Here is a 17169-nt window from a genome sequence, read left to right on the forward strand (position 1 = left end):
GTCCCTCAGAAAGAGATTGTAAGCGGCGACGCATACGCTATGATGACATCTCCAGATGCCTTTCAGGGCAAGTCCAAGCCTCCGCCCTGTTCAACCTGGTACCGGGCGCGTTCCGACGCGGCCCGGTCTTTTTTTTGCCGGTCCCTGTCCGCGCCCGCGGCCCTACGGGCCGGCCGCCAGCCCCACCAGCGTCCGCGACAGACTTTCCGGCACCCGGATCCCCTCGCGCGCCGTGGTCTCCCGGGCCCTGCGCCGGCGGTCTCCCGGAAGCCTCACCCCCTCGTCGGCGAGCATGCGGTCGAACAGCAGATCGGCATGAGCGGCGAAACCCGCCGGATCCCCGAAACGGGCCGGATCGAGCGCGATGATCAACTCGCCGCCGACCGGCGGGCCACCGTCGCCATTGTCCGCCGCCTCGGCCTCGAAACTCAGCTTGTCGCCGATCAGTGCCCCGGCCAGCAGCTCGACCATCATGGCGAGCGCGGCCCCCTTGTAGCCGCCGAAGGCGAGCTGGGCGCCGCCCTCGAGAATCGCCTTGGGGTCGGTCGTGTCCTTGCCGTCGCCGTCGATGCCGGCACCGAGCGGCACGGAATGACCATCCCGGGCGGCCAGCATGATCTCGCCGCGGGCCATGGTCGAGGAGGCCTGGTCGAAGACCATCGGATGCCGGCCCGGCCGGGGCCAGGCGAATGCCATCGGATTGGTCCCGAAGATCGGCCTGCGTCCCCCGGGGGCCACGACATATGGAAAGGCGGCGGTGAAGGCGAAGGCGGCCAGACCCTGCTCGGCCAGCGCTTCCGTCTCCGGCCAGAGCGCGGCGAAATGATAGATATTGTTGAGGGCCAGCGCGGCGACGCCGTTCGCGCGGGCGCGCTCCACCAGCGGCACGCGGCCGGCCTCGAGCGCGAGCGGCGCGAAACCGCCGTCACCGTCGACCCGGAGCACGCCGGCCGCAAGCTCGCTCACCACCGGCTGCGCACATCCGTTCGCCTTGCCGCTTTTCAGCGAGGCGACATAGCCCGGAATCCGGAACAGGCCGTGGGAGTGGCAGAGATCGCGTTCCGCCGCGGTGACGATGTCCGCCACCGCACGGGCATTTTCCCCGTCGGCGCCGTGGCGCAGAAGACATGCCGCGGCCAGCTCGTGCGCCTCCTGCAGGCTCATGGAAACAGTGTGCATCGCATCCCCTCTCTTCGGCGGAGAGCTAAGCACGGATCGCCCGGACGGAAAATCCGCTTTCGTCAAAGTCCCCGACGGATCATGCCGTCGGCGAAACGGAACAGGGGCCCCGCGCGGCCTGGCCCGCGCAAATGTCAGGCGCCGAGCTTCTCGGCGACAAAATCGAGGCGATCCTGGCCCCAGAAGAGCTCCTCCTCGATGATGTAGGACGGTGCCCCGAAGACACCGCTACGCATGGCGTGCTCGGTATCCTCATCGAACGCGGCCTTGGTTTCCGGGCTCTCCGCGGCCTTCAGCAGGGATGCCGCGTCAAGTCCGGCCTTGCGACAGCAGTCGCCGAGCACCTCCGGATCGTCGATCGAGCGATCCTGCTCCCAGAGCGCTTCGAGAATCAAAGTGGAGAGCCGCAACGCATCGCCGCCGGCAAGCCGAGTCGCGGTGACGAGATGGACGGAGAGCGGCGTCCTGGCCGGGAAATTCTCCGGCTCGATCACCATCGGCAGGTCGAGACGCTTCTTCCAGCGCGCCAGTTCGACGAGCCGATAGGCCCGGCGCTGCGGCGCCCGCTTCGGCAGCGGCAGGCCACCGGACTGGGCGAAGATCGCGCCGAAATCGACGGCATAGACATTCACCTCGGCCCCGACCTTGCGGGTTATCTCCATGAAGCGGCGGGCCCCCAGGTAGCTCCAGGGGCTGGAGGTCGTCATGAAATAGTCGATGCTCACGGCCATGGTCAGTTACCTCTCCTGCCCGCGCCAGAACCTGCGCGGTTCACCGATTGAACGCCGCCCGCTGCGAACGGCGCGCCCGAATCAAGGAACACTTTGCGTGCCGGATCAAGTCCCGCTTTCCCTCAGCGCAAGGATCGCCCGCGCGGTCACCAGGTCGAGAGCGGTGCGGCCGCCATTCTCGAACAGCGCGATCTCCCGCCGGCCGCCTCGTCCCGCACCGGCGCGTCGAAGGGCACGCTCATGAGAAATCCTCCCGGCGGAGCCGGTAGAGCACGTGGGGGCGCAGGGGATGGCCGGGTTCGAGCAACGGGTGCTCGAAATCGCCGTCCGCATCCCGGCGCATGCCGAGCCGCTCCATGACCGCCTGCGAACGGAGGTTGGCGGGAACGGTAAAGGAGACGATCTCTTCGAGATCGAGTACGCCGAACCCGAATTCGAGCACGCGCCTCGCCGCCTCGGTCGCATAGCCATGGCCCCAATGCTCTTCGGCCAGTCGCCAGCCGATCTCGACAGCCGGCATGAAGGGCGCCTCGAAGCGCGGCACGGACAGGCCGGTCCAGCCGATGCAGGCGCCTGTGTCCTTGCGTTCGACCGCAAAGAGGCCGAAGCCGCGTTTCTCGAAATGCGCCTCGACCCGGTCGAGCAAATCGTCCGACTCCGCGCGCGTCAGCTGCTTCGGCAGGAATTCCGTCACCTTTGCCGAGGCATTCAGCGCCGCAAAGGGCGCCCGGTCCTCCGGGCGCCAGCGGCGGAGGAGCAGACGCGCGCTCTCGATCATCGTCAGGTCCCGCTCTCGGCGGCGTGCAGCGCGCGCAGATCCTTGCGCACGATCTTGCCGGTCGTGGTCATCGGCAGTTCCGCAACAAAGGCGACCTGGCGCGGATACTCGTGCGCGGCGAGCCGGGTCTTCACATGCTCCTGGATCTCTTTCGCCAGATCGTCGGAGCCGGCGATGCCGTCCTTCAGCACGATGAAAGCCTTCACCGCCTGGGTGCGGAGCGGATCCGGAACGCCGATCACCGCGGCCATGGCGACGGCGGGATGGCCGACGAGGCAATCCTCGATCTCGCCCGGGCCGATCCGGTAGCCGGCCGAGGTGATGACGTCGTCGTCGCGCCCGACATACCAGAAATAGCCGTCTATATCGCGGATCCCCTGGTCGCCGGTCAGCAGCCAGTCGCCGGCGAACTTCTTCTCCGTCGCCTCCGGATTGTTCCAGTATTCGAGGAACATTACCGGATCGCCCCTGGCGACAGCGATATTGCCCTGGCTGCCGTCCGGCTGCGGGACGCCCGCGTCGTCGACCACCGCGACCTCGTGTCCCGGAATGGCGCGGCCCATCGAGCCGGGGCGCACCTCCATCGTCCCGGCGCAGTTGCCGACGACGAGATTGCATTCCGTCTGGCCGTAGAATTCGTTGATGGTGAGGCCGAAGGTCTCCCGGCCCCAGTCGAGCAGTTCCGCGCCCAGCGTCTCGCCGCCCGAGGCAACCGAGCGCAGGTCGTAGGTGAAGCGCGTTCTCGGGTCTTCGACCTGGCGCATAAGCTTGAGAGCCGTCGGCGGCAGAAAGGCGTTGCGTACCCCGTGCTCCTGCATCAGCCAGAAGGCTTCCTCCGGGTCGAACTTGCGCGCCCGGTAAGCCAGCACCGGCACACCGTGGTGCCAGCTCGGCAACAGGACGTCGATCAGCCCGCCGATCCAGGCCCAGTCTGCCGGCGTCCAGAACAGATCGCCGGGCTTCGGGAAGAAACTGTTCGGATACTCAACGCCGGGCAGATGGCCAAGCAGCACGCGGTGCGCATGGAGCGCCCCCTTGGGCGGCCCCGTCGTGCCCGAGGTATAGATGATGAGCGCCGGGTCCTCGGCCCTGGTGTCGGCGATCTCGAATGTGTCCGACGCCCGCTCCAGCGCGGGATCGAGGGCAATGAAGCCGTCACCGCTCTTCGTCGCATCGGTCACGAAGACCTGACGCAGCTCGGGCAGTCGATCCCGGAAACTGCGGATCTTCGCGAGCCCGGCCTCGTCGGCAACGACCGCCGCCGCGCCGGAATTCTGGAGCCGGTAGACCAGCGCCTCTTCGGCGAAGAGGGTGAAGAGCGGGATCGCGATCATGCCCGCCTTGTAGATCGCGGCATGAGCGACCGCCGTCTCGGGACGTTGCGGCAGCAGGATCGCCACCCGATCTCCGCGGCCAAGTCCGCTTGCCGTCAGCAGGTTGGCGAGCCGATTCGACGCAAGGGCGATATCGCCGAAGCTGAACCGATCGACCGTTCCGTCTTCGGTGCGGTAAATCAGCGCCAGCGCCGACGGATCCTGCCGGTCGGCGATGTCGCGGCCGATATTGTAATGCTCGGGGATCTGCCAGCGGAACTTCCGGCGGATCTCCTCGTAGGTGCTGCCGGTCGGAAGCATGTCGGAAGGCCCCAGGAAAACGGTCCGGAAAAAAAACCATGGAACGGCGCGCCCGGCCAGCAGAAACCGGCCGGACCTCCGTCTGATCTGAGCGCGATCAGTCCGCGGCGGCGCTACGGCCCTCGACCACCTGGTCGGCGATCCGCCCGGTAAGTTCGGCCAGGTGGTCGAACTCGCCGTTATAGAAACCGATACCGCCGGTCTGGGAGCGGATCTCGATGATCAGGTCCCGGGTCTCGCTCTCCGGCAGATAGGCCTCGATCTCGTCCCAGCCGTTCCAGTTTTCTTTCGCCTGGAAGCCGAGGATCTGTCCGCGCCGCCCGGTGACGATGCGCTGCACCCGGGCCGTCGAATCGTTGGGCACGGAGATCACCACTCTCTGGATCGGCTCCAGCAGCACCGGCTGGCATTTCGCAAGGCCCTCGTTCATCGCCATACGCGCCGCGGTCTTGAAGGCCATGTCGGAACTGTCGACAGCATGGAACGAGCCGTCATAGAGCTCGACCGCCACATCGACGACCTCGAAACCGAGCGGCCCCTGGCGCATGTAGTCTTTCACCCCCTCCTCCACGGCCGGGACATACTGTTTCGGCACTGCGCCGCCGACGATGCTGCTCTTGAAGCTGAAGCCCTCTCCGCGCGAGAGCGGGGCGATCTTGATCTTCACGTCACCGAACTGACCGTGTCCGCCGGTCTGCTTCTTGTGCCGCGCATGCTGGTCGGCCCCTTTGCGGATCGATTCCTTGTAAGGCACGCCCGGCGCGCGGCTCTCGACCTCGAGCTTGTACCGCCCCTCCAGCCGCTCCAGCATCACCTTCAGATGGGTATCGCCCTGGCCCTTGACCACCAGTTCGCCGAGATCGGCATTCTGCTCTACACGGAAGGACGGATCCTCCTCGCCGAGTTTCGAGAGGGCACCGGACAGCTTCACCTCGTCGCCCCGGCTGGTTGGTTCAATGGCGAGTCCATAGACCGGTGAAAGCGCGTCCGGCCAGTTCGCGCGGCCTTTGCCGTCCGGTGTCAGAAGATCGCCGGTCGCCACCTCGTCCATCCGCCCGAAGGCCGCGACGTCGCCGGCCGAGACGGAGGAGACCTTGTCCATCTTGGCGCCGAGCAGGTGGTTGATCCCGCTGACGCGCTGGCCGTTGAGCTCGTCGCCGTCCTTCACCGTGCCGCACCAGACCCGCACATAGGACAGCTTGCCCACATGGGAGGCATGGACGGTCTTGAAGATCTGCGCGACCGGTCCGCCGGTCTGCGGAATACCGAGCCGCTCTGCCGTGCTGTCAACGCCCGGCGCTTCGTGGCGCAGGGTCTTCAGCAGACGCTGGATGCCGTGGTCCTTCTCCGCGCCGCCAAGCAGAATGGGAACGACGAGATCGTGCTGCAGGGTTTCGGTCAGTTGCGCGTAGACCTCCGGCGCCGCCGGTTCGACCTCTTCGAGCAGTTTCTCGAGCAGTCCGTCATCGAAATCGGAGAGCGTTTCCAGCATCTCGTTGCGTGCCTGTTTTTCGCGGTCCAGGACCGAGTCGGGAAGTTTCACCAGCTTGGACGGCTTGCCGGCCTGGTACTGGTAGGCGCGCTCGCTCACGAGATCGACGAAACCGGTGATCGCCTCACCATCGCGGATCGGCACCTGGCGCAGCGCCAGAGGCCGGTCGGAGATGTCCTGAAGCGCAAGCACCATGTCGCGCACCTGGTCGTGCGAGTCCTCGATCTTGTTGATAAAGATCACGTGCGGGATGTCGTGCGCGTCGAGAAATTTCAGGTAATGGGTCAGCGCCGGGGCCTTTGCCACCTCGGGCTCGGCCACGACGATGGCGATATCGGCGACCATGCAGGCATTGCGCATGTCCTGACTGAACTCGAGATTGCCCGGCGTGTCGATGAAGGTCCATTTCTCGTCGAGATAGGTGCCGTGCCCGACATTTAGCTCTGTACTGGCCTGGCGTTTCCTGGCTTCCTCCGCGCTGTCGCCGACGGTATTGCCGTCCTTGACCGTGCCTTTCTTGTGCAGGGCCCCCGTCGCCAGGAGCAGCGCCTCGAACAATGAGGTCTTGCCGCTCAGATAGGGACCCACAAGCACCGCGCAACGGGCGGTGTCTCCATTCCTGCCTGCCATGAAATCCTCCCTGTGATTGCCGGTTCCGGCCCGAGATAGGGCAGTCCGGTCCTCCTCTTGGATGAGGCGGTTTCAAGCCGGCACAACGCGCTGGCACCAGGGAGCGGCGCGAGCGCGCACGCCAAGATCATTCCCGCACGAGTCAGGGCGGGAGGCAAGGAGATTCGCCGATTCGCAGCATCAGGAATTGGCTCCGGACATGTGCCGCGCGGCGATATAGCCGAAGGTCACGGCGGGCCCGAGCGTGATGCCGCCGCCCGGATAATTCCCGCCCATGATGCTGGCGGCATCGTTCCCGGCGGCATAGAGACCGGGAATCGGCTGCCCCTCCCCGTCCAGCACCCTTGCGTTCGCATCGGTCCGGAGACCGGCGAAGGTTCCGAGATCGCCGATCTCCAGACGGACGGCGTAATAGGGCCCGTCGCCGATCGGGGCGACGCAGGGATTGGGCTTGTGCTCCGGGTCGCCGAGCGAGCGGTTGTAGGCGGTGCTGCCGCGGCCGAATTCCGGGTCCTCGCCGCGCGCCGCCGGACCGTTATAGGCTTCGACCGTCGCACGCAGTTGCGCCGGGTCTGCGCCGATTTCGGCCGCCAGTTCCTCCAGCGTCCCGCCGGTATGCAGGTAGCCGCTCTTGATGTGCTGCTTGTAGGGCACCGGAAATGGCTTCACGTATCCAAGTCCGTATTTGCGCAGTACATGGTGATCAACGATGAAGTAGGCGCAGATCTCACCGCCCTCCTCGGTACAGCGCGCGAACATCGCCTGGCAGAAATCATGATAGGAGTCAGACTCGTTGACGAAGCGCCGTCCGGAGCGGGTGACCGCGATGACGCCCGGTTTGGAGCGGTCGACGAAATGCGGAAAAGTACCGCGCGTGCCGTCGGACCAGACGGGCCGAGAGATCGGTACCCATGCCGCCGCGTGCGGCAGGTCCTCCTGCACGGCCGCGCCGATGCTCTCGCCGAGACGGAGCCCGTCGCCGGTATTGCCGGGAGGCGCCGGGCTCAGGTGCTCGTGGCCGGACGGCGCATGCGGGAAGAGCTTCTTGCGCCGTACCGGATCGTGAGGGAACCCTCCGGCGGCGAGGACCACGCCCTTGCGCGCGACGATGCGCGTGCGGCCTTTCGGCGTGTCGATCTCGGCGCCGACCACCCGTCCCGCTTCGTCCCTCAGCAGTTCGCGGACCGGTGCGCTGGTGCGGATCTCGACGCCCTTGTCGAAGCAGGATTTGGCGAGGCGCGCGACCAGCGCGTTGCCGTTCATCAGCCGCATCGAGCGGCCGTGAAGGAGCATGTCCCGCAGGAACTTGAAAAACAGGATCGCGACGAAATAGGCAGAAACCGGAGAGCGCGTGACATTGAAGAAATGCAGCAGCTCCTTGCCCGTGCCGATCATCAGGCCGAAAAAGGTGATCTCCTTCAGCGGCTTCCGGAGCCGCTTGATCTCCGGGCCGAGCTCGCGTCCGTCGAACGGACGCGCGACGATCGACCGACCTGCATCCACGCCGCCCGGAGCGTCCGGATGATAATCGGCGAAGGTCGGGCCAAGATCGAACTGCAGGCTGGTCTCGTTCTCGTAGAACTCGACGGCCTTCGGACCTGCCTCAAGAAAGGCCTCGACGCGGGGCGCATCGTAGAAATCACCGGCCTCGTGTCTAAGGTAGGTTTCCGCCGCCTCCCGACTGTCCTCGATCCCGGCGCGCTTGCCCGGGGCGTTCATCGGGACCCACATCCAGCCGCCGGAACGGGCGGAGGTGCCGCCGAAGACCGGCTCCTTCTCCACCACCAGAACAGAGAGCCCGCGATGCGCCGCCGAGACCGCGCCGGCAAGTCCGCCGGCGCCCGAGCCGACCACCAGAACATCGTAGCTTTCCGTCGGGCGCAAATCTTCCGCCATTCCCATTTCCTCCATCCGTTCGCTTTTTTCTCTCGACTCTAACGGCTTCCGCGCAGCGGTCTATCGCCGTAATTGTCATGAAAGAGAGACCGAAACCGGAGGAAACGGAATGTTCGAGGGCAAGCTTGTGCTGGTGACCGGCGCGGGACAGGGACTGGGCGCGGCCATGGCTCAGGGTTTTGCCGACAAGGGCGCGCAGGTGATCTGCGCCGATATCGACGCGGCGGCAGCCGAGCGGACCGCCATTCTCATCGGCACCGGGATCGCACTTCGCCTCGATGTCTCGGACCGCGAAGCGGCGGACCGGGCGGCGGCAAAGATCGCCGAGGAGCACGGACCAATCAGCGTGCTCGTCAACAATGCCGGGATCTGTCCGCGCAACCGGATCGACAGCCCGGACGTCGCGGAAACCTGGCGTATGGCGATGGACGTCAATCTCGACGGCACGCTGAACATGACGCTCGCCCTGGTCTCCCAGCTACGTGAGACAAAGGGGGCGGTGATCAACATGGCCTCTGTCGCCGCCTACGTCTCGACCGCAACCTCGATCGCCTACTCGACCTCGAAGGCGGCGGTGAAGATGTTGACGCAAAGCCTCGCACAGGAATTGGCGCCGGATGGCGTGCGGGTGAACGCGATCGCGCCGGGTCCGATGAAGACGGACATCACCCTGCCGACCCGCGAGGACCCGGAACGCTACAGGCAGTTCCTGACCCGGATTCCGCTCGGCCGCTTCGGCGAGCCGGAGGAGCTGGTCGGCCCGGCGCTGTTCCTCGCCTCAAACATGTCGAGCTACGTGACTGGCACGACGCTGGTGGTCGACGGGGGCTATCTGGCGGTCTAGGCCGAAACCGCCTCGCCGAGCTCCGTGACCGCCTTGCCGATCGCTTCGTCCACCGCCTTTTCCCAGACGGCGGCGCTGTCCGTGTCGCCACCCGCCGGGTAAAGGATGCCGCGCGAGGAATTGACGATCCCGCCCTCGAGCCCGTTCGGCCCCTTGACGAAGCCGTTGAGCGCGTCGGCTGCGCTGCCGCCCTGGGCCCCGTAGCCCGGCACGAGGAAGAGCGTGCGCGGCAGGATCTCGCGGATCCGTTCCGCCTCGCCCGGATAGGTCGCGCCGACCACGATGCCGAACGAGGACCATCCGGTCTCCACGCCCTCCATCTCGCCGGACATCTGCTTCAGGCTGTCGGCCACGGTCTCCGCAAGGCTGCGATTGCCGACTATCAGGTCCTGATAGTCGCCGGAGCCGGGATTGCTGGTCTTCACCAGGATGAAGAGGCCGCGCCCGTTGGCCTTTGCGGTCGTGAAGAAGGGCTGCAGCGTGTCCCGGCCGAGATAGGGATTGAGCGTGATCGCGTCGCACGGCATCGGCGCGTCGGCGGCGAGATAGGCGCCGGCATAGGCGTCCGCCGTGCTGCCGATATCGCCGCGCTTCGCATCCAGCAACACCAGCATGCCCCGCTTGCGGGCATGGGCCGAGACCTCGTCCAGCATGCGCATTCCGCGCCAGCCCATGCGCTCGAAAAAGGCGATCTGCGGCTTGACCACCGCCACCCGCCCCGCGGCCCGGTCCAGCACCGTTTTCAGGAACGCCTCGACCGCCGGCGCCGTCAGAGGATTTCCGGGGGACATGTCGCCGTCCCGGAACAGCGGCGGAATCTTGTCGAGATAGGGGTCGAGACCGAGACAAAGCGGGTTGCCGAGCGCGCGCACGCGTCCGATCAGGGCATCGCCGAAATGCTGCATGGAAATCTCCGAGAAGTTTCCAGCTTATAAGGCGAAGCCCTCCGCCCTGTCCACCCCGTGCGCCGCCATTCCAGGGGCGAGAACGGGGGTGTCCGGCTCAGGGAATCCGCTCGACCCGGAGCACGTTGGTCGACCCGGGCGTGCCCATCGGAACACCCGCGGTGATGACAATCTTCTCGCCCGGCGCGCCGAACTCTTCAGACTTCGCCACCTCAACCGCCCGCTTCACCACGGCGGAGAAGCGCTGCTCCTGCTCGACATGGACCGCGTGTACGCCCCAGGCCATGGCAAGCCGCCGCGCCGTCCGCTCGTTCGCGGTGACGCAGAGGATCGGCACCGCCGGTCGCTCCCGCGAGGCACGGACCGTGGTCGATCCCGAAGTCGTATAGGTCACGATGCAGGAGGCGCTGACCGTCTCGGCAACCTGACGGGCCGCCAGTGTAATCGCATCCGAGACCGTCGGCTCCGGATCGTCGTGGCTGGCATTGATGATCTGCTGGTAGATCGAGTCGCCCTCGACCTCGCGGATGATGCGGTTCATCATCTCGACCGCCTCCACCGGGTAGTCGCCGGCCGCCGACTCGGCGGACAGCATCACCGCGTCGGCCGAGTCGTAGACTGCCGTCGCCACGTCCGAGGCCTCGGCCCGGGTCGGCGCCGGACTGCTGACCATCGAATCGAGCATCTGCGTCGCCACCACCACTGGCTTGCCGAGAGAGCGGCAGAGCTTGATGATCCGTTTCTGCAGCATCGGTACCTTCTCGGGGGGCATTTCCACGCCGAGATCGCCGCGCGCGACCATGACGCCGTCGCTCAACTCGCAGATTTCCTCCAGCCGGTCGATCGCCGCCGGCTTTTCCAGCTTCACGATGATCGAGGCCTTGTCGCCGATCAGCTTGCGCCCCTCTGCGACGTCTTCCGGGCGCTGGACAAAGGAGAGCGCGACCCAGTCGACCCCGATGCTGAGCGCGAAGGATAGATCCGACTTGTCCTTCGCGCTGAGCGCCGAAAGGCCGAGCATCACGTTCGGCACGTTGACGCCCTTGTTGTTGGACAGCGGCCCGCCGGTCACGACCTTGGTCTCGGCGAAACCCTTGCCGCATTTGGTAACCATGAGCCGGATCTTGCCGTCGTCGAGCAGCAGCTCGGTGCCTTTCGCGATCGCCTCGAAGATTTCCGTGTGCGGCAGGCAAACCCGTTTCTGGTCGCCCGGCGTGCGTTCCAGATCGAGCCGGAATTTCGCCCCCGCTTTCAATTCGATCTTGCCGTCCTTGAAGCTGCCGATGCGGAGCTTCGGCCCCTGCAAATCGGCCATCACGGCAATCGAGCGGCCCGTCTTCTTTTCCAGTTCCCGGATGACCCTCAACCGCTCGGCATGATCGCGGTGAGAGCCGTGGCTGAAGTTCAGGCGGAAGACATCGACCCCGGCCCTGAACAGCTCCTCGATGCGCTCCGCAGTCGAACTTGCCGGTCCGAGCGTCGCGACGATTTTCGTGTTTCTGTATCTTCTCATGACGCCAGTTAAGCGCGAGCTAGGTGACAATTCAAACCGTCATTGAGGGACAGGTGACAATTACCGGATCAGAATGGCTCGGAAATCATTCACATTGGTGAGAGTCGGCCCGGTCTTAACCAGGCCGCTCGCCTTGTCGAAAAAACTGTAGCCGTCATTGTTCGCAAGATAGGGCTTCGGATCGTCTAGGCCGCCAGCGAGTCGCGCGTGGATTTCACCGGTCATCACGCAGCCCGCATTGTCCTCCGTCCCGTCGATTCCGTCGGTATCGCACGCGATCGCCGAGATGCGCTCACGGCAATCCGTCATCCGTTCCTGCAGCGTGACAAGGAGCGAGAGCAGGAATTCCGCATTCCGTCCGCCACGGCCGGAGCCGCGCACCGTCACTGTCGTTTCGCCTCCCGAGAGCAGAACCGCCGGCGCCCCGAGCGGCTGACCATGTCGTGCCACCTGCGCGGCGATGGCGGCATGCATTTTCGCGACCTCCCGGCTCTCCCCCTCGATCGCGTCGCCGAGAACAAGCGGCGTCACACCGGCAGCCAGCGCCACTTCGGCCGCGGCCTCGAGCGAGCGCTGCGGTGCGGCCACGAGATGGGTCTCGGTACGCTCGAAGGCCGGGTCACCCGCCTTAGGTGTCTCGTTCTCCGGGTCGTCGAGCAATGCCCGGACCTTTGCCGGAACCTCGATCCCGTACTTCTCGATGATGGCGACAGCGTCGGCGAGTGTCGTCGGGTCCGGCACCGTCGGACCGGAAGCGATGACGTCGAGATCGTCGCCCGGAACATCCGAGATCGCGAGCGTCACCAGTCGCGCCGGTGCCGCTGCGGCAGCGAGCCTGCCTCCCTTGATAGCGGAGAGATGCTTCCGCACGCAGTTCATCTCGTGGATTGTCGCGCCGGATTTCAGCAACGCGCCGTTCAGCGCCTGCTTCTCCTCGAAGTCCAGGCCCGCCGCAGGCGCCGTCAGCAGGGCCGAGCCTCCGCCCGAAATCAGGCAAAGCGCCAGGTCGTCCGGACCGAGGCCCTCGGCCATTTCCAGGATCCGCATTGCAGCCGCACGGCCGCTCTCGTCCGGCACCGGATGGGCCGCCTCGACGATCTCGATATGGCGGCAGGGCAGAGCATGCTCGTAGCGGGTGACCACGAGACCGGAATAGGCACGATCCGGCTGCTTCGCCGACATATAGTCCTCGACCGCCTTTGCCATGGCGCCGCTCGCCTTGCCCGCGCCCAGCACGACGACGCGGCCGGCGACCGGAGTCGCGAACACACGGTCGAGGAAAGGCGGCAGACAGCGCTGGGGGTCGGCGGCGGCGACCGCGGCCTCGAACAGAGATTTGAGGATCTCGGTCTCGGAACTCATTTCAATCCTCCGGAAAAGCGGGCCGAGTCTAGTCCGAGCCCTTGCCCCGGACAAGCGGCCCGGAGGCGCTTGCCAGCGATGTGCAAAAAGGCGATAGATCGCCCCGAACACAGCCTCTCTCTGGACAGACATGACCACGATCCTGACCGACCGGGACCCCGCGCCTTTCGGCGAGCGCAACCCCGACGGCGCCTCCCGTCTCCTCTTCATTTCCGACCATCACCGGAATACGGTGCCGCAGACACTCGACGGGCTTGGGCTTCCCGATGAGGAGCTCGGCCGGCATATCGGCTACGACATCGGCATTGAATGGGCCGGCGACCATCTTTCCGACCGCTTCGGCGCACCGATGGTGCATTCATGTTTCTCGCGGCTGGTGATCGACTGCAACCGGGTGCCCGGTTCCCCCGGTTCGATGCCGGAGATCGCGGACGGCACGGAGGTTCCGGGCAACCGGTCGCTGACCGACGAACAGCGCGAGGCCCGGCGGCAGGAGATCTTCGAGCCCTATCACGAAGCGATCCGCCGGCGGATCGGGGCGATGGAGGCCGACGGGCGTATACCCGTCGTCATCGGCTTGCACAGCTTCACGCCGCAACTCCGCGACGGCGGCACCTGGCGTCCCTGGGAAATCGGCATCCTCTGGAACGAAGACGAACGGCTCGCCCGCCCCCTGATCGACGTGCTGCGCGAGGACGCTTCGCTCTCGGTCGGCGACAACGAACCCTATTCCGGCAGAGGGGTTGGCGGCTTCTCGCTGAATGCCCATCCGGAAGCGCGAGGCCTCCCGCATGTCGCGGTCGAGTTCCGCCAGGACCTGATCGCCGAAGAGGCCGGTGCGCGGGAATGGGCGGAGAAATTCGGGAACGCTCTGGAAATCGCGCTGGCGTCCATTACTCTCTGAAACAGACAGCAAACGCGCCAGGCGCGAGGGAGCGAACGCAATGAGCAATCCGGCAGACAAATTCGACCAGCAGACCCGCACCGAGCTCGAGGCGGCGGCATTCCGCAGGCTGCTCGCCCATCTCGACGAGCGCAAGGACGTGCAGAATATCGACCTGATGAACCTTGCAGGCTTCTGCCGCAACTGCCTCTCGAAATGGTACCTGGCGGAAGCCGAATCGCGGAACCTCGAGCTCGACTACGACTCGGCACGGGAAATCGTCTATGGCGAGCCCTACAGCGACTGGAAGGCGAAGTACCAGAAAGAAGCCTCCGCCGAGCAAAAGACGGCCTTCGACGCGGAAATGGCGAAACAGAGTCACTGAGGCTTCAGGCAGCGCTTGATGGGAGCGGACCGCCTGACTATTGTCCGCTCGTTTTTTCCTTCCAGATACGGGGATCTTCAATGACCGATGTCGGCGGTATCGCTGCGGACCAGCTGCGTTCCTATATCGAACGGATCGAGCGGCTCGAAGAAGAGAAAGCCGCGCTCGCTGCGGATATCAAGGATGTCTTCGACGAAGCCAAGGGCAACGGCTTCGATGTGAAGATCATGCGTCAGGTCCTCAAGCTCCGGAAACTGGACAAGGACGATCTGCAGGAACAGGAACACCTGCTCGAGCTTTACAAGCGCGCGATCGGTCTCGAATAGATCTCAGAGCGTGATCGCGTGATATCCGAGGATCCGGCTCACCTCGATGCCGTCCTCCGAGATTGGCAGGAACACAACCTCGATATCCACTTTGACATCGTTCATCGCTTTCACCTGGGGCCATACCCCGTGGACCGGAGAACGTTCCGTCACGCAAAGCTGCAATGCCTGCTGAAGGGCTTCCTTGGTCGGCTGCGGAAAGGCGGCGCGCGACACAAACTGACGCGTTACCAGACCGTATATTTTCGCCAGTCCCGTTCCGATCAGGCTGAACTGGAACCCGTCGCCGCCCTCCGAGATCTTGATCATCGCCAGGGTCGGAAGGAAGTCGAACAAATCCAGCGGATCGACTTCGCTCCGCCGCGGTGCGATCCGATCGGCCCTGAGGTCGTTCCATTGTGCCAGAATCCGCTTTGCGCGCTCGCTCGCGAGGACCGTTCCTTCCCCGATCACGGCGCTCCCCTGAGTCATGTCCTCTAGGCTCACGTGAATTCTGCCCTCATTTCGTTCCGCCTGCCTGAGCCTACGTTAGCATGCCGCGCATTACGACGGCGAATTTCCGCCAGTCATTGCAAGAGCCGCCGCCGCTCCCAGCCTCTGATCGGTTCAAATCCAGTCGGAGACCAGAACCGGACGACCTCGGCAGAACGTCGCACGGACCTCTGCGCGTCCTCCCCCGATCGGCGGCGCGACAAACAAAATGTCCGCACGCTGACCGGCGGCGATTTCGCCGCGGTCGCCGAGCCCGGCGGCCCGGGCCGGATTGCGTGCGATCAGGTCCCAGGCATCGGCGAAGAAGGCCTCGCCAGAGGCCGCCAGGATGAAAGGCGCCTGGGGCAAGGACGGGTAATAGTAGTCGGAGACCAGCGCCGAACAGCGTCCGGCCCGGACCTCGTCCGCCGCCCGGATGCCGCCATCTTTCATGTGACTGCCCCCGCGCAGCACGTTCGGCGCTCCAAAGATCGCTGTATTGCCGAGCTTCCGGCTTTCCTCAGCGGCGTCGAGGGTCAAGGGAAACTCGGCAATACCGCACCCGAGCGCGTGAAAATGCCGGCGCTCGTCCGGAGTCCGGTCGTCATGCGAGGCCATCGGAATGCCGTTGGCAAGTGCGATCTCGGCCAGCCGGCTCACGGTCGGCTGCACCTCGTCGCCGCGCGCCGCGAGCCCGCGCACGAGTGCAAGGAAGTCCGGTTCCGAGAGACCGGTCCTGCCCGTATAGGTGCCGAGCGGCTCGCTCCTTTCCACCTTGCGGAGGATCGGCGCCATATGCTCGTTGAAGGCCAGCAGGTCGACCCGGCCGTTCCGCATCCAGTCCGCCACCTCGTCGGCAACGTCGAGATTGTAGAGCTCGTAGCGCAGATGAAAGCGCGAGTCGGCGAGCAGGCGCGGCCGGACCTCGTCGAGACCGTCGATGATCTCGATCACCGTGTCCCGCCCCCGCAGGCCCGGCTCCCAGGAGTAGGTGACGGCGTGATAGGCGGTGGTGATTCCGTTCGAGATCAGCTGGCGGTCGGTATCGGCGAAGGCGACCTCGGTCGGGAAATGGACGCCGGGACGCGGCATGAGCTGGCGCTCGAAGGCGTCACCGTGCAGGTCGACGATTCCCGGAAGCACGAGGAGCCCGGAAGCATCCACGATACGGTCGCGCGGCGCCGCATCCACGCCGACGGCCGCAATCCGGTCCTCTTCGATCCGCACGCCGGTCTCGACCAGCCCCTCTCCCGGGACAAGCACGCGGCCCCCCTGAATCAACGCCCCCAACGTACTTCTCCGATCCGGTTAGCCATGTCATAAGGGCGAATATACACGGTCGGCCTGACAGTGAGATGAACCTTTCGGAGTCCCTCTTGCAATGACCAGAAGCACGCCGAATTTCCCGGCTCACGCCCCCGCCGCAGATCCCGACAGCCCGCGCTACGCGATCTATTTCGCGCCAGACGCGAACACGCTACTGCACCGTTTCGGCTCGGCCTGGCTCGGCCGTGACGCGATCAGCGGCGAGGTTCTGGAGCAGCCCGCGCTCGATGGCTTCGACGCGGAGACCCAGAAGGCCTTGACCGCGACCGCCCGCAACTACGGTTTCCATGCGACATTGAAGCCGCCGTTTCGCCTGAAGGCCGGCCTGACGGCCGAAGACCTGATGGACGAAGCGGTCCGTTTTTCGGCGGATCGTGCGGCTTTCGAGATCAACCTCGTCGCCCGGAACCTCTCCGGGTTTCTTGCCCTCATGCAGAAGGAAAGCAAGGCCGCGATGCGCGAACTCGCCGCCGATTGCGTCCGCGATTTCGATCCCCTGCGCGCGCTCCCGGATGACGCGGAGCTGGAAAAGCGCCGGGCGGCCGGTCTCTCGAGCCAGCAGGAACTGATGCTGCAGCGCTGGGGCTATCCCTACGTGATGAACGAGTTCCGCTTCCACATGACCCTGTCGAAGCGGATCGGGGACGATGGCGAGCGCGAGGCGCTGCTGCACGAGATCCTGAAGCACGGCGCCGAAGCGATCGCGACACCGGTCAGGATCGATGCCATCTCGGTGTTCCGCCAGGAAAACCGGACGTCGCCGTTCCAGCGCCTCGCGCATTTCCCGTTTGGCGGCTGACCGTCGCCGGCCGCG

General features: G+C 65.5%; 16 protein-coding genes. 5 read left to right on the forward strand and 11 right to left on the reverse strand.

The features are described from left to right. Nucleotides 1-162: 162 nt before the first annotated feature. The 6 genes from ACOOE1_RS12070 to ACOOE1_RS12095 form a co-directional block, all read right to left on the reverse strand. A complete protein-coding gene (locus ACOOE1_RS12070) occupies nt 163-1179 on the reverse strand; it encodes an Ldh family oxidoreductase (protein WP_420402442.1) in 1017 nt (338 codons plus the stop codon). A gap of 134 nt (nt 1180-1313) precedes the next feature. Then, nucleotides 1314-1910, reverse strand: coding sequence for a 2-hydroxychromene-2-carboxylate isomerase (locus ACOOE1_RS12075; protein WP_420402443.1), 597 nt, complete (start codon nt 1908-1910; stop codon nt 1314-1316). A gap of 238 nt (nt 1911-2148) precedes the next feature. Beyond that, nucleotides 2149-2688, reverse strand: coding sequence for a GNAT family N-acetyltransferase (locus tag ACOOE1_RS12080; RefSeq protein ID WP_420402444.1), 540 nt, complete (start codon nt 2686-2688; stop codon nt 2149-2151). Between the two features lie 2 nt (nt 2689-2690). Next, the gene (locus tag ACOOE1_RS12085) at nt 2691-4322 is read right to left on the reverse strand and encodes an acyl-CoA synthetase (protein WP_420402445.1); all 1632 of its coding nucleotides are present in this window, start codon (nt 4320-4322) and stop codon (nt 2691-2693) included. A 97-nt stretch (nt 4323-4419) separates the two neighbouring features. Next, a complete protein-coding gene (locus ACOOE1_RS12090; protein WP_420402446.1) occupies nt 4420-6444 on the reverse strand; it encodes an elongation factor G in 2025 nt (674 codons plus the stop codon). A 180-nt stretch (nt 6445-6624) separates the two neighbouring features. After that, a complete protein-coding gene (locus tag ACOOE1_RS12095; protein WP_420402447.1) occupies nt 6625-8340 on the reverse strand; it encodes an FAD-dependent oxidoreductase in 1716 nt (571 codons plus the stop codon). 109 nt (nt 8341-8449) lie between these two features. Between ACOOE1_RS12095 and ACOOE1_RS12100 the strand changes: the two genes are divergently transcribed. Next, on the forward strand, nt 8450-9184 hold the full coding sequence (locus tag ACOOE1_RS12100) for an SDR family NAD(P)-dependent oxidoreductase (protein WP_420402448.1): 735 nt from the start codon (nt 8450-8452) through the stop codon (nt 9182-9184). Here ACOOE1_RS12100 and pyrF read toward each other — a convergent pair. From pyrF to ACOOE1_RS12115, 3 genes are all read right to left on the reverse strand, one after another. Next, nucleotides 9181-10089, reverse strand: coding sequence for an orotidine-5'-phosphate decarboxylase (gene pyrF / locus ACOOE1_RS12105; RefSeq protein ID WP_420402449.1), 909 nt, complete (start codon nt 10087-10089; stop codon nt 9181-9183). The two genes, ACOOE1_RS12100 and pyrF, sit on opposite strands and share 4 nt — an antisense overlap. Nucleotides 10090-10186: 97 nt before the next feature. Further along, nucleotides 10187-11602: a pyruvate kinase gene (pyk, locus tag ACOOE1_RS12110; protein WP_420402450.1), complete on the reverse strand. Its 1416-nt coding sequence runs from the start codon at nt 11600-11602 to the stop codon at nt 10187-10189. Nucleotides 11603-11662: 60 nt separating this feature from the next. Then, nucleotides 11663-12964 (reverse strand): glycerate kinase type-2 family protein, encoded by a 1302-nt coding sequence (locus tag ACOOE1_RS12115; protein ID WP_420402451.1) that lies wholly within the window; start codon nt 12962-12964, stop codon nt 11663-11665. 130 nt (nt 12965-13094) lie between these two features. Between ACOOE1_RS12115 and ACOOE1_RS12120 the strand changes: the two genes are divergently transcribed. The 3 genes from ACOOE1_RS12120 (at nt 13095) to ACOOE1_RS12130 (ending at nt 14558) form a co-directional block, all read left to right on the forward strand. After that, nucleotides 13095-13868: an N-formylglutamate amidohydrolase gene (locus ACOOE1_RS12120; RefSeq protein ID WP_420402452.1), complete on the forward strand. Its 774-nt coding sequence runs from the start codon at nt 13095-13097 to the stop codon at nt 13866-13868. A 40-nt stretch (nt 13869-13908) separates the two neighbouring features. Beyond that, nucleotides 13909-14232 (forward strand): DUF1244 domain-containing protein, encoded by a 324-nt coding sequence (locus ACOOE1_RS12125; protein WP_420402453.1) that lies wholly within the window; start codon nt 13909-13911, stop codon nt 14230-14232. 80 nt (nt 14233-14312) lie between these two features. Further along, the gene (locus ACOOE1_RS12130; RefSeq protein ID WP_420402454.1) at nt 14313-14558 is read left to right on the forward strand and encodes a DUF2312 domain-containing protein; all 246 of its coding nucleotides are present in this window, start codon (nt 14313-14315) and stop codon (nt 14556-14558) included. 3 nt (nt 14559-14561) lie between these two features. Here ACOOE1_RS12130 and ACOOE1_RS12135 read toward each other — a convergent pair whose 3' ends face one another. Together ACOOE1_RS12135 and ACOOE1_RS12140 are read right to left on the reverse strand one after the other, a co-directional pair. Continuing rightward, on the reverse strand, nt 14562-15029 hold the full coding sequence (locus tag ACOOE1_RS12135; RefSeq protein ID WP_420402455.1) for a PAS domain-containing protein: 468 nt from the start codon (nt 15027-15029) through the stop codon (nt 14562-14564). A 135-nt stretch (nt 15030-15164) separates the two neighbouring features. Then, nucleotides 15165-16319 carry an alpha-D-ribose 1-methylphosphonate 5-triphosphate diphosphatase gene (locus tag ACOOE1_RS12140; protein ID WP_420402456.1) on the reverse strand — a complete coding sequence of 385 codons (1155 nt, stop codon included), beginning with the start codon at nt 16317-16319 and terminating at the stop codon, nt 15165-15167. Between the two features lie 91 nt (nt 16320-16410). Here ACOOE1_RS12140 and ACOOE1_RS12145 point away from each other — a divergent pair, with 91 nt between their 5' ends. After that, nucleotides 16411-17154, forward strand: coding sequence for a DUF1045 domain-containing protein (locus ACOOE1_RS12145; RefSeq protein WP_420402457.1), 744 nt, complete (start codon nt 16411-16413; stop codon nt 17152-17154). The last annotated feature ends 15 nt before the right edge of the window (nt 17155-17169 follow it).

Source organism: Nisaea sp., assembly GCF_965216895.1.
In the GTDB taxonomy this organism is placed as follows: Bacteria; Pseudomonadota; Alphaproteobacteria; order Thalassobaculales; family Thalassobaculaceae; genus Nisaea.

Excerpts from the sequence above, each read along its gene's own strand:
- ACOOE1_RS12120 (WP_420402452.1), top strand. The coding sequence starts at position 13,095 with ATGACCACGATCCTGACCGACCGGGACCCCGCGCCTTTCGGCGAGCGC.
- ACOOE1_RS12100 (WP_420402448.1), top strand. The coding sequence starts at position 8,450 with ATGTTCGAGGGCAAGCTTGTGCTGGTGACCGGCGCGGGACAGGGACTG.
- ACOOE1_RS12095 (WP_420402447.1), bottom strand. The coding sequence starts at position 8,340 with ATGGCGGAAGATTTGCGCCCGACGGAAAGCTACGATGTTCTGGTGGTC.
- ACOOE1_RS12145 (WP_420402457.1), top strand. The coding sequence starts at position 16,411 with ATGACCAGAAGCACGCCGAATTTCCCGGCTCACGCCCCCGCCGCAGAT.
- ACOOE1_RS12085 (WP_420402445.1), bottom strand. The coding sequence starts at position 4,322 with ATGCTTCCGACCGGCAGCACCTACGAGGAGATCCGCCGGAAGTTCCGC.
- ACOOE1_RS12135 (WP_420402455.1), bottom strand. The coding sequence starts at position 15,029 with ATGACTCAGGGGAGCGCCGTGATCGGGGAAGGAACGGTCCTCGCGAGC.
- ACOOE1_RS12125 (WP_420402453.1), top strand. The coding sequence starts at position 13,909 with ATGAGCAATCCGGCAGACAAATTCGACCAGCAGACCCGCACCGAGCTC.
- pyk (WP_420402450.1), bottom strand. The coding sequence starts at position 11,602 with ATGAGAAGATACAGAAACACGAAAATCGTCGCGACGCTCGGACCGGCA.
- ACOOE1_RS12070 (WP_420402442.1), bottom strand. The coding sequence starts at position 1,179 with ATGCACACTGTTTCCATGAGCCTGCAGGAGGCGCACGAGCTGGCCGCG.
- ACOOE1_RS12115 (WP_420402451.1), bottom strand. The coding sequence starts at position 12,964 with ATGAGTTCCGAGACCGAGATCCTCAAATCTCTGTTCGAGGCCGCGGTC.
- ACOOE1_RS12075 (WP_420402443.1), bottom strand. The coding sequence starts at position 1,910 with ATGGCCGTGAGCATCGACTATTTCATGACGACCTCCAGCCCCTGGAGC.
- ACOOE1_RS12130 (WP_420402454.1), top strand. The coding sequence starts at position 14,313 with ATGACCGATGTCGGCGGTATCGCTGCGGACCAGCTGCGTTCCTATATC.
- pyrF (WP_420402449.1), bottom strand. The coding sequence starts at position 10,089 with ATGCAGCATTTCGGCGATGCCCTGATCGGACGCGTGCGCGCGCTCGGC.
- ACOOE1_RS12080 (WP_420402444.1), bottom strand. The coding sequence starts at position 2,688 with ATGATCGAGAGCGCGCGTCTGCTCCTCCGCCGCTGGCGCCCGGAGGAC.
- ACOOE1_RS12090 (WP_420402446.1), bottom strand. The coding sequence starts at position 6,444 with ATGGCAGGCAGGAATGGAGACACCGCCCGTTGCGCGGTGCTTGTGGGT.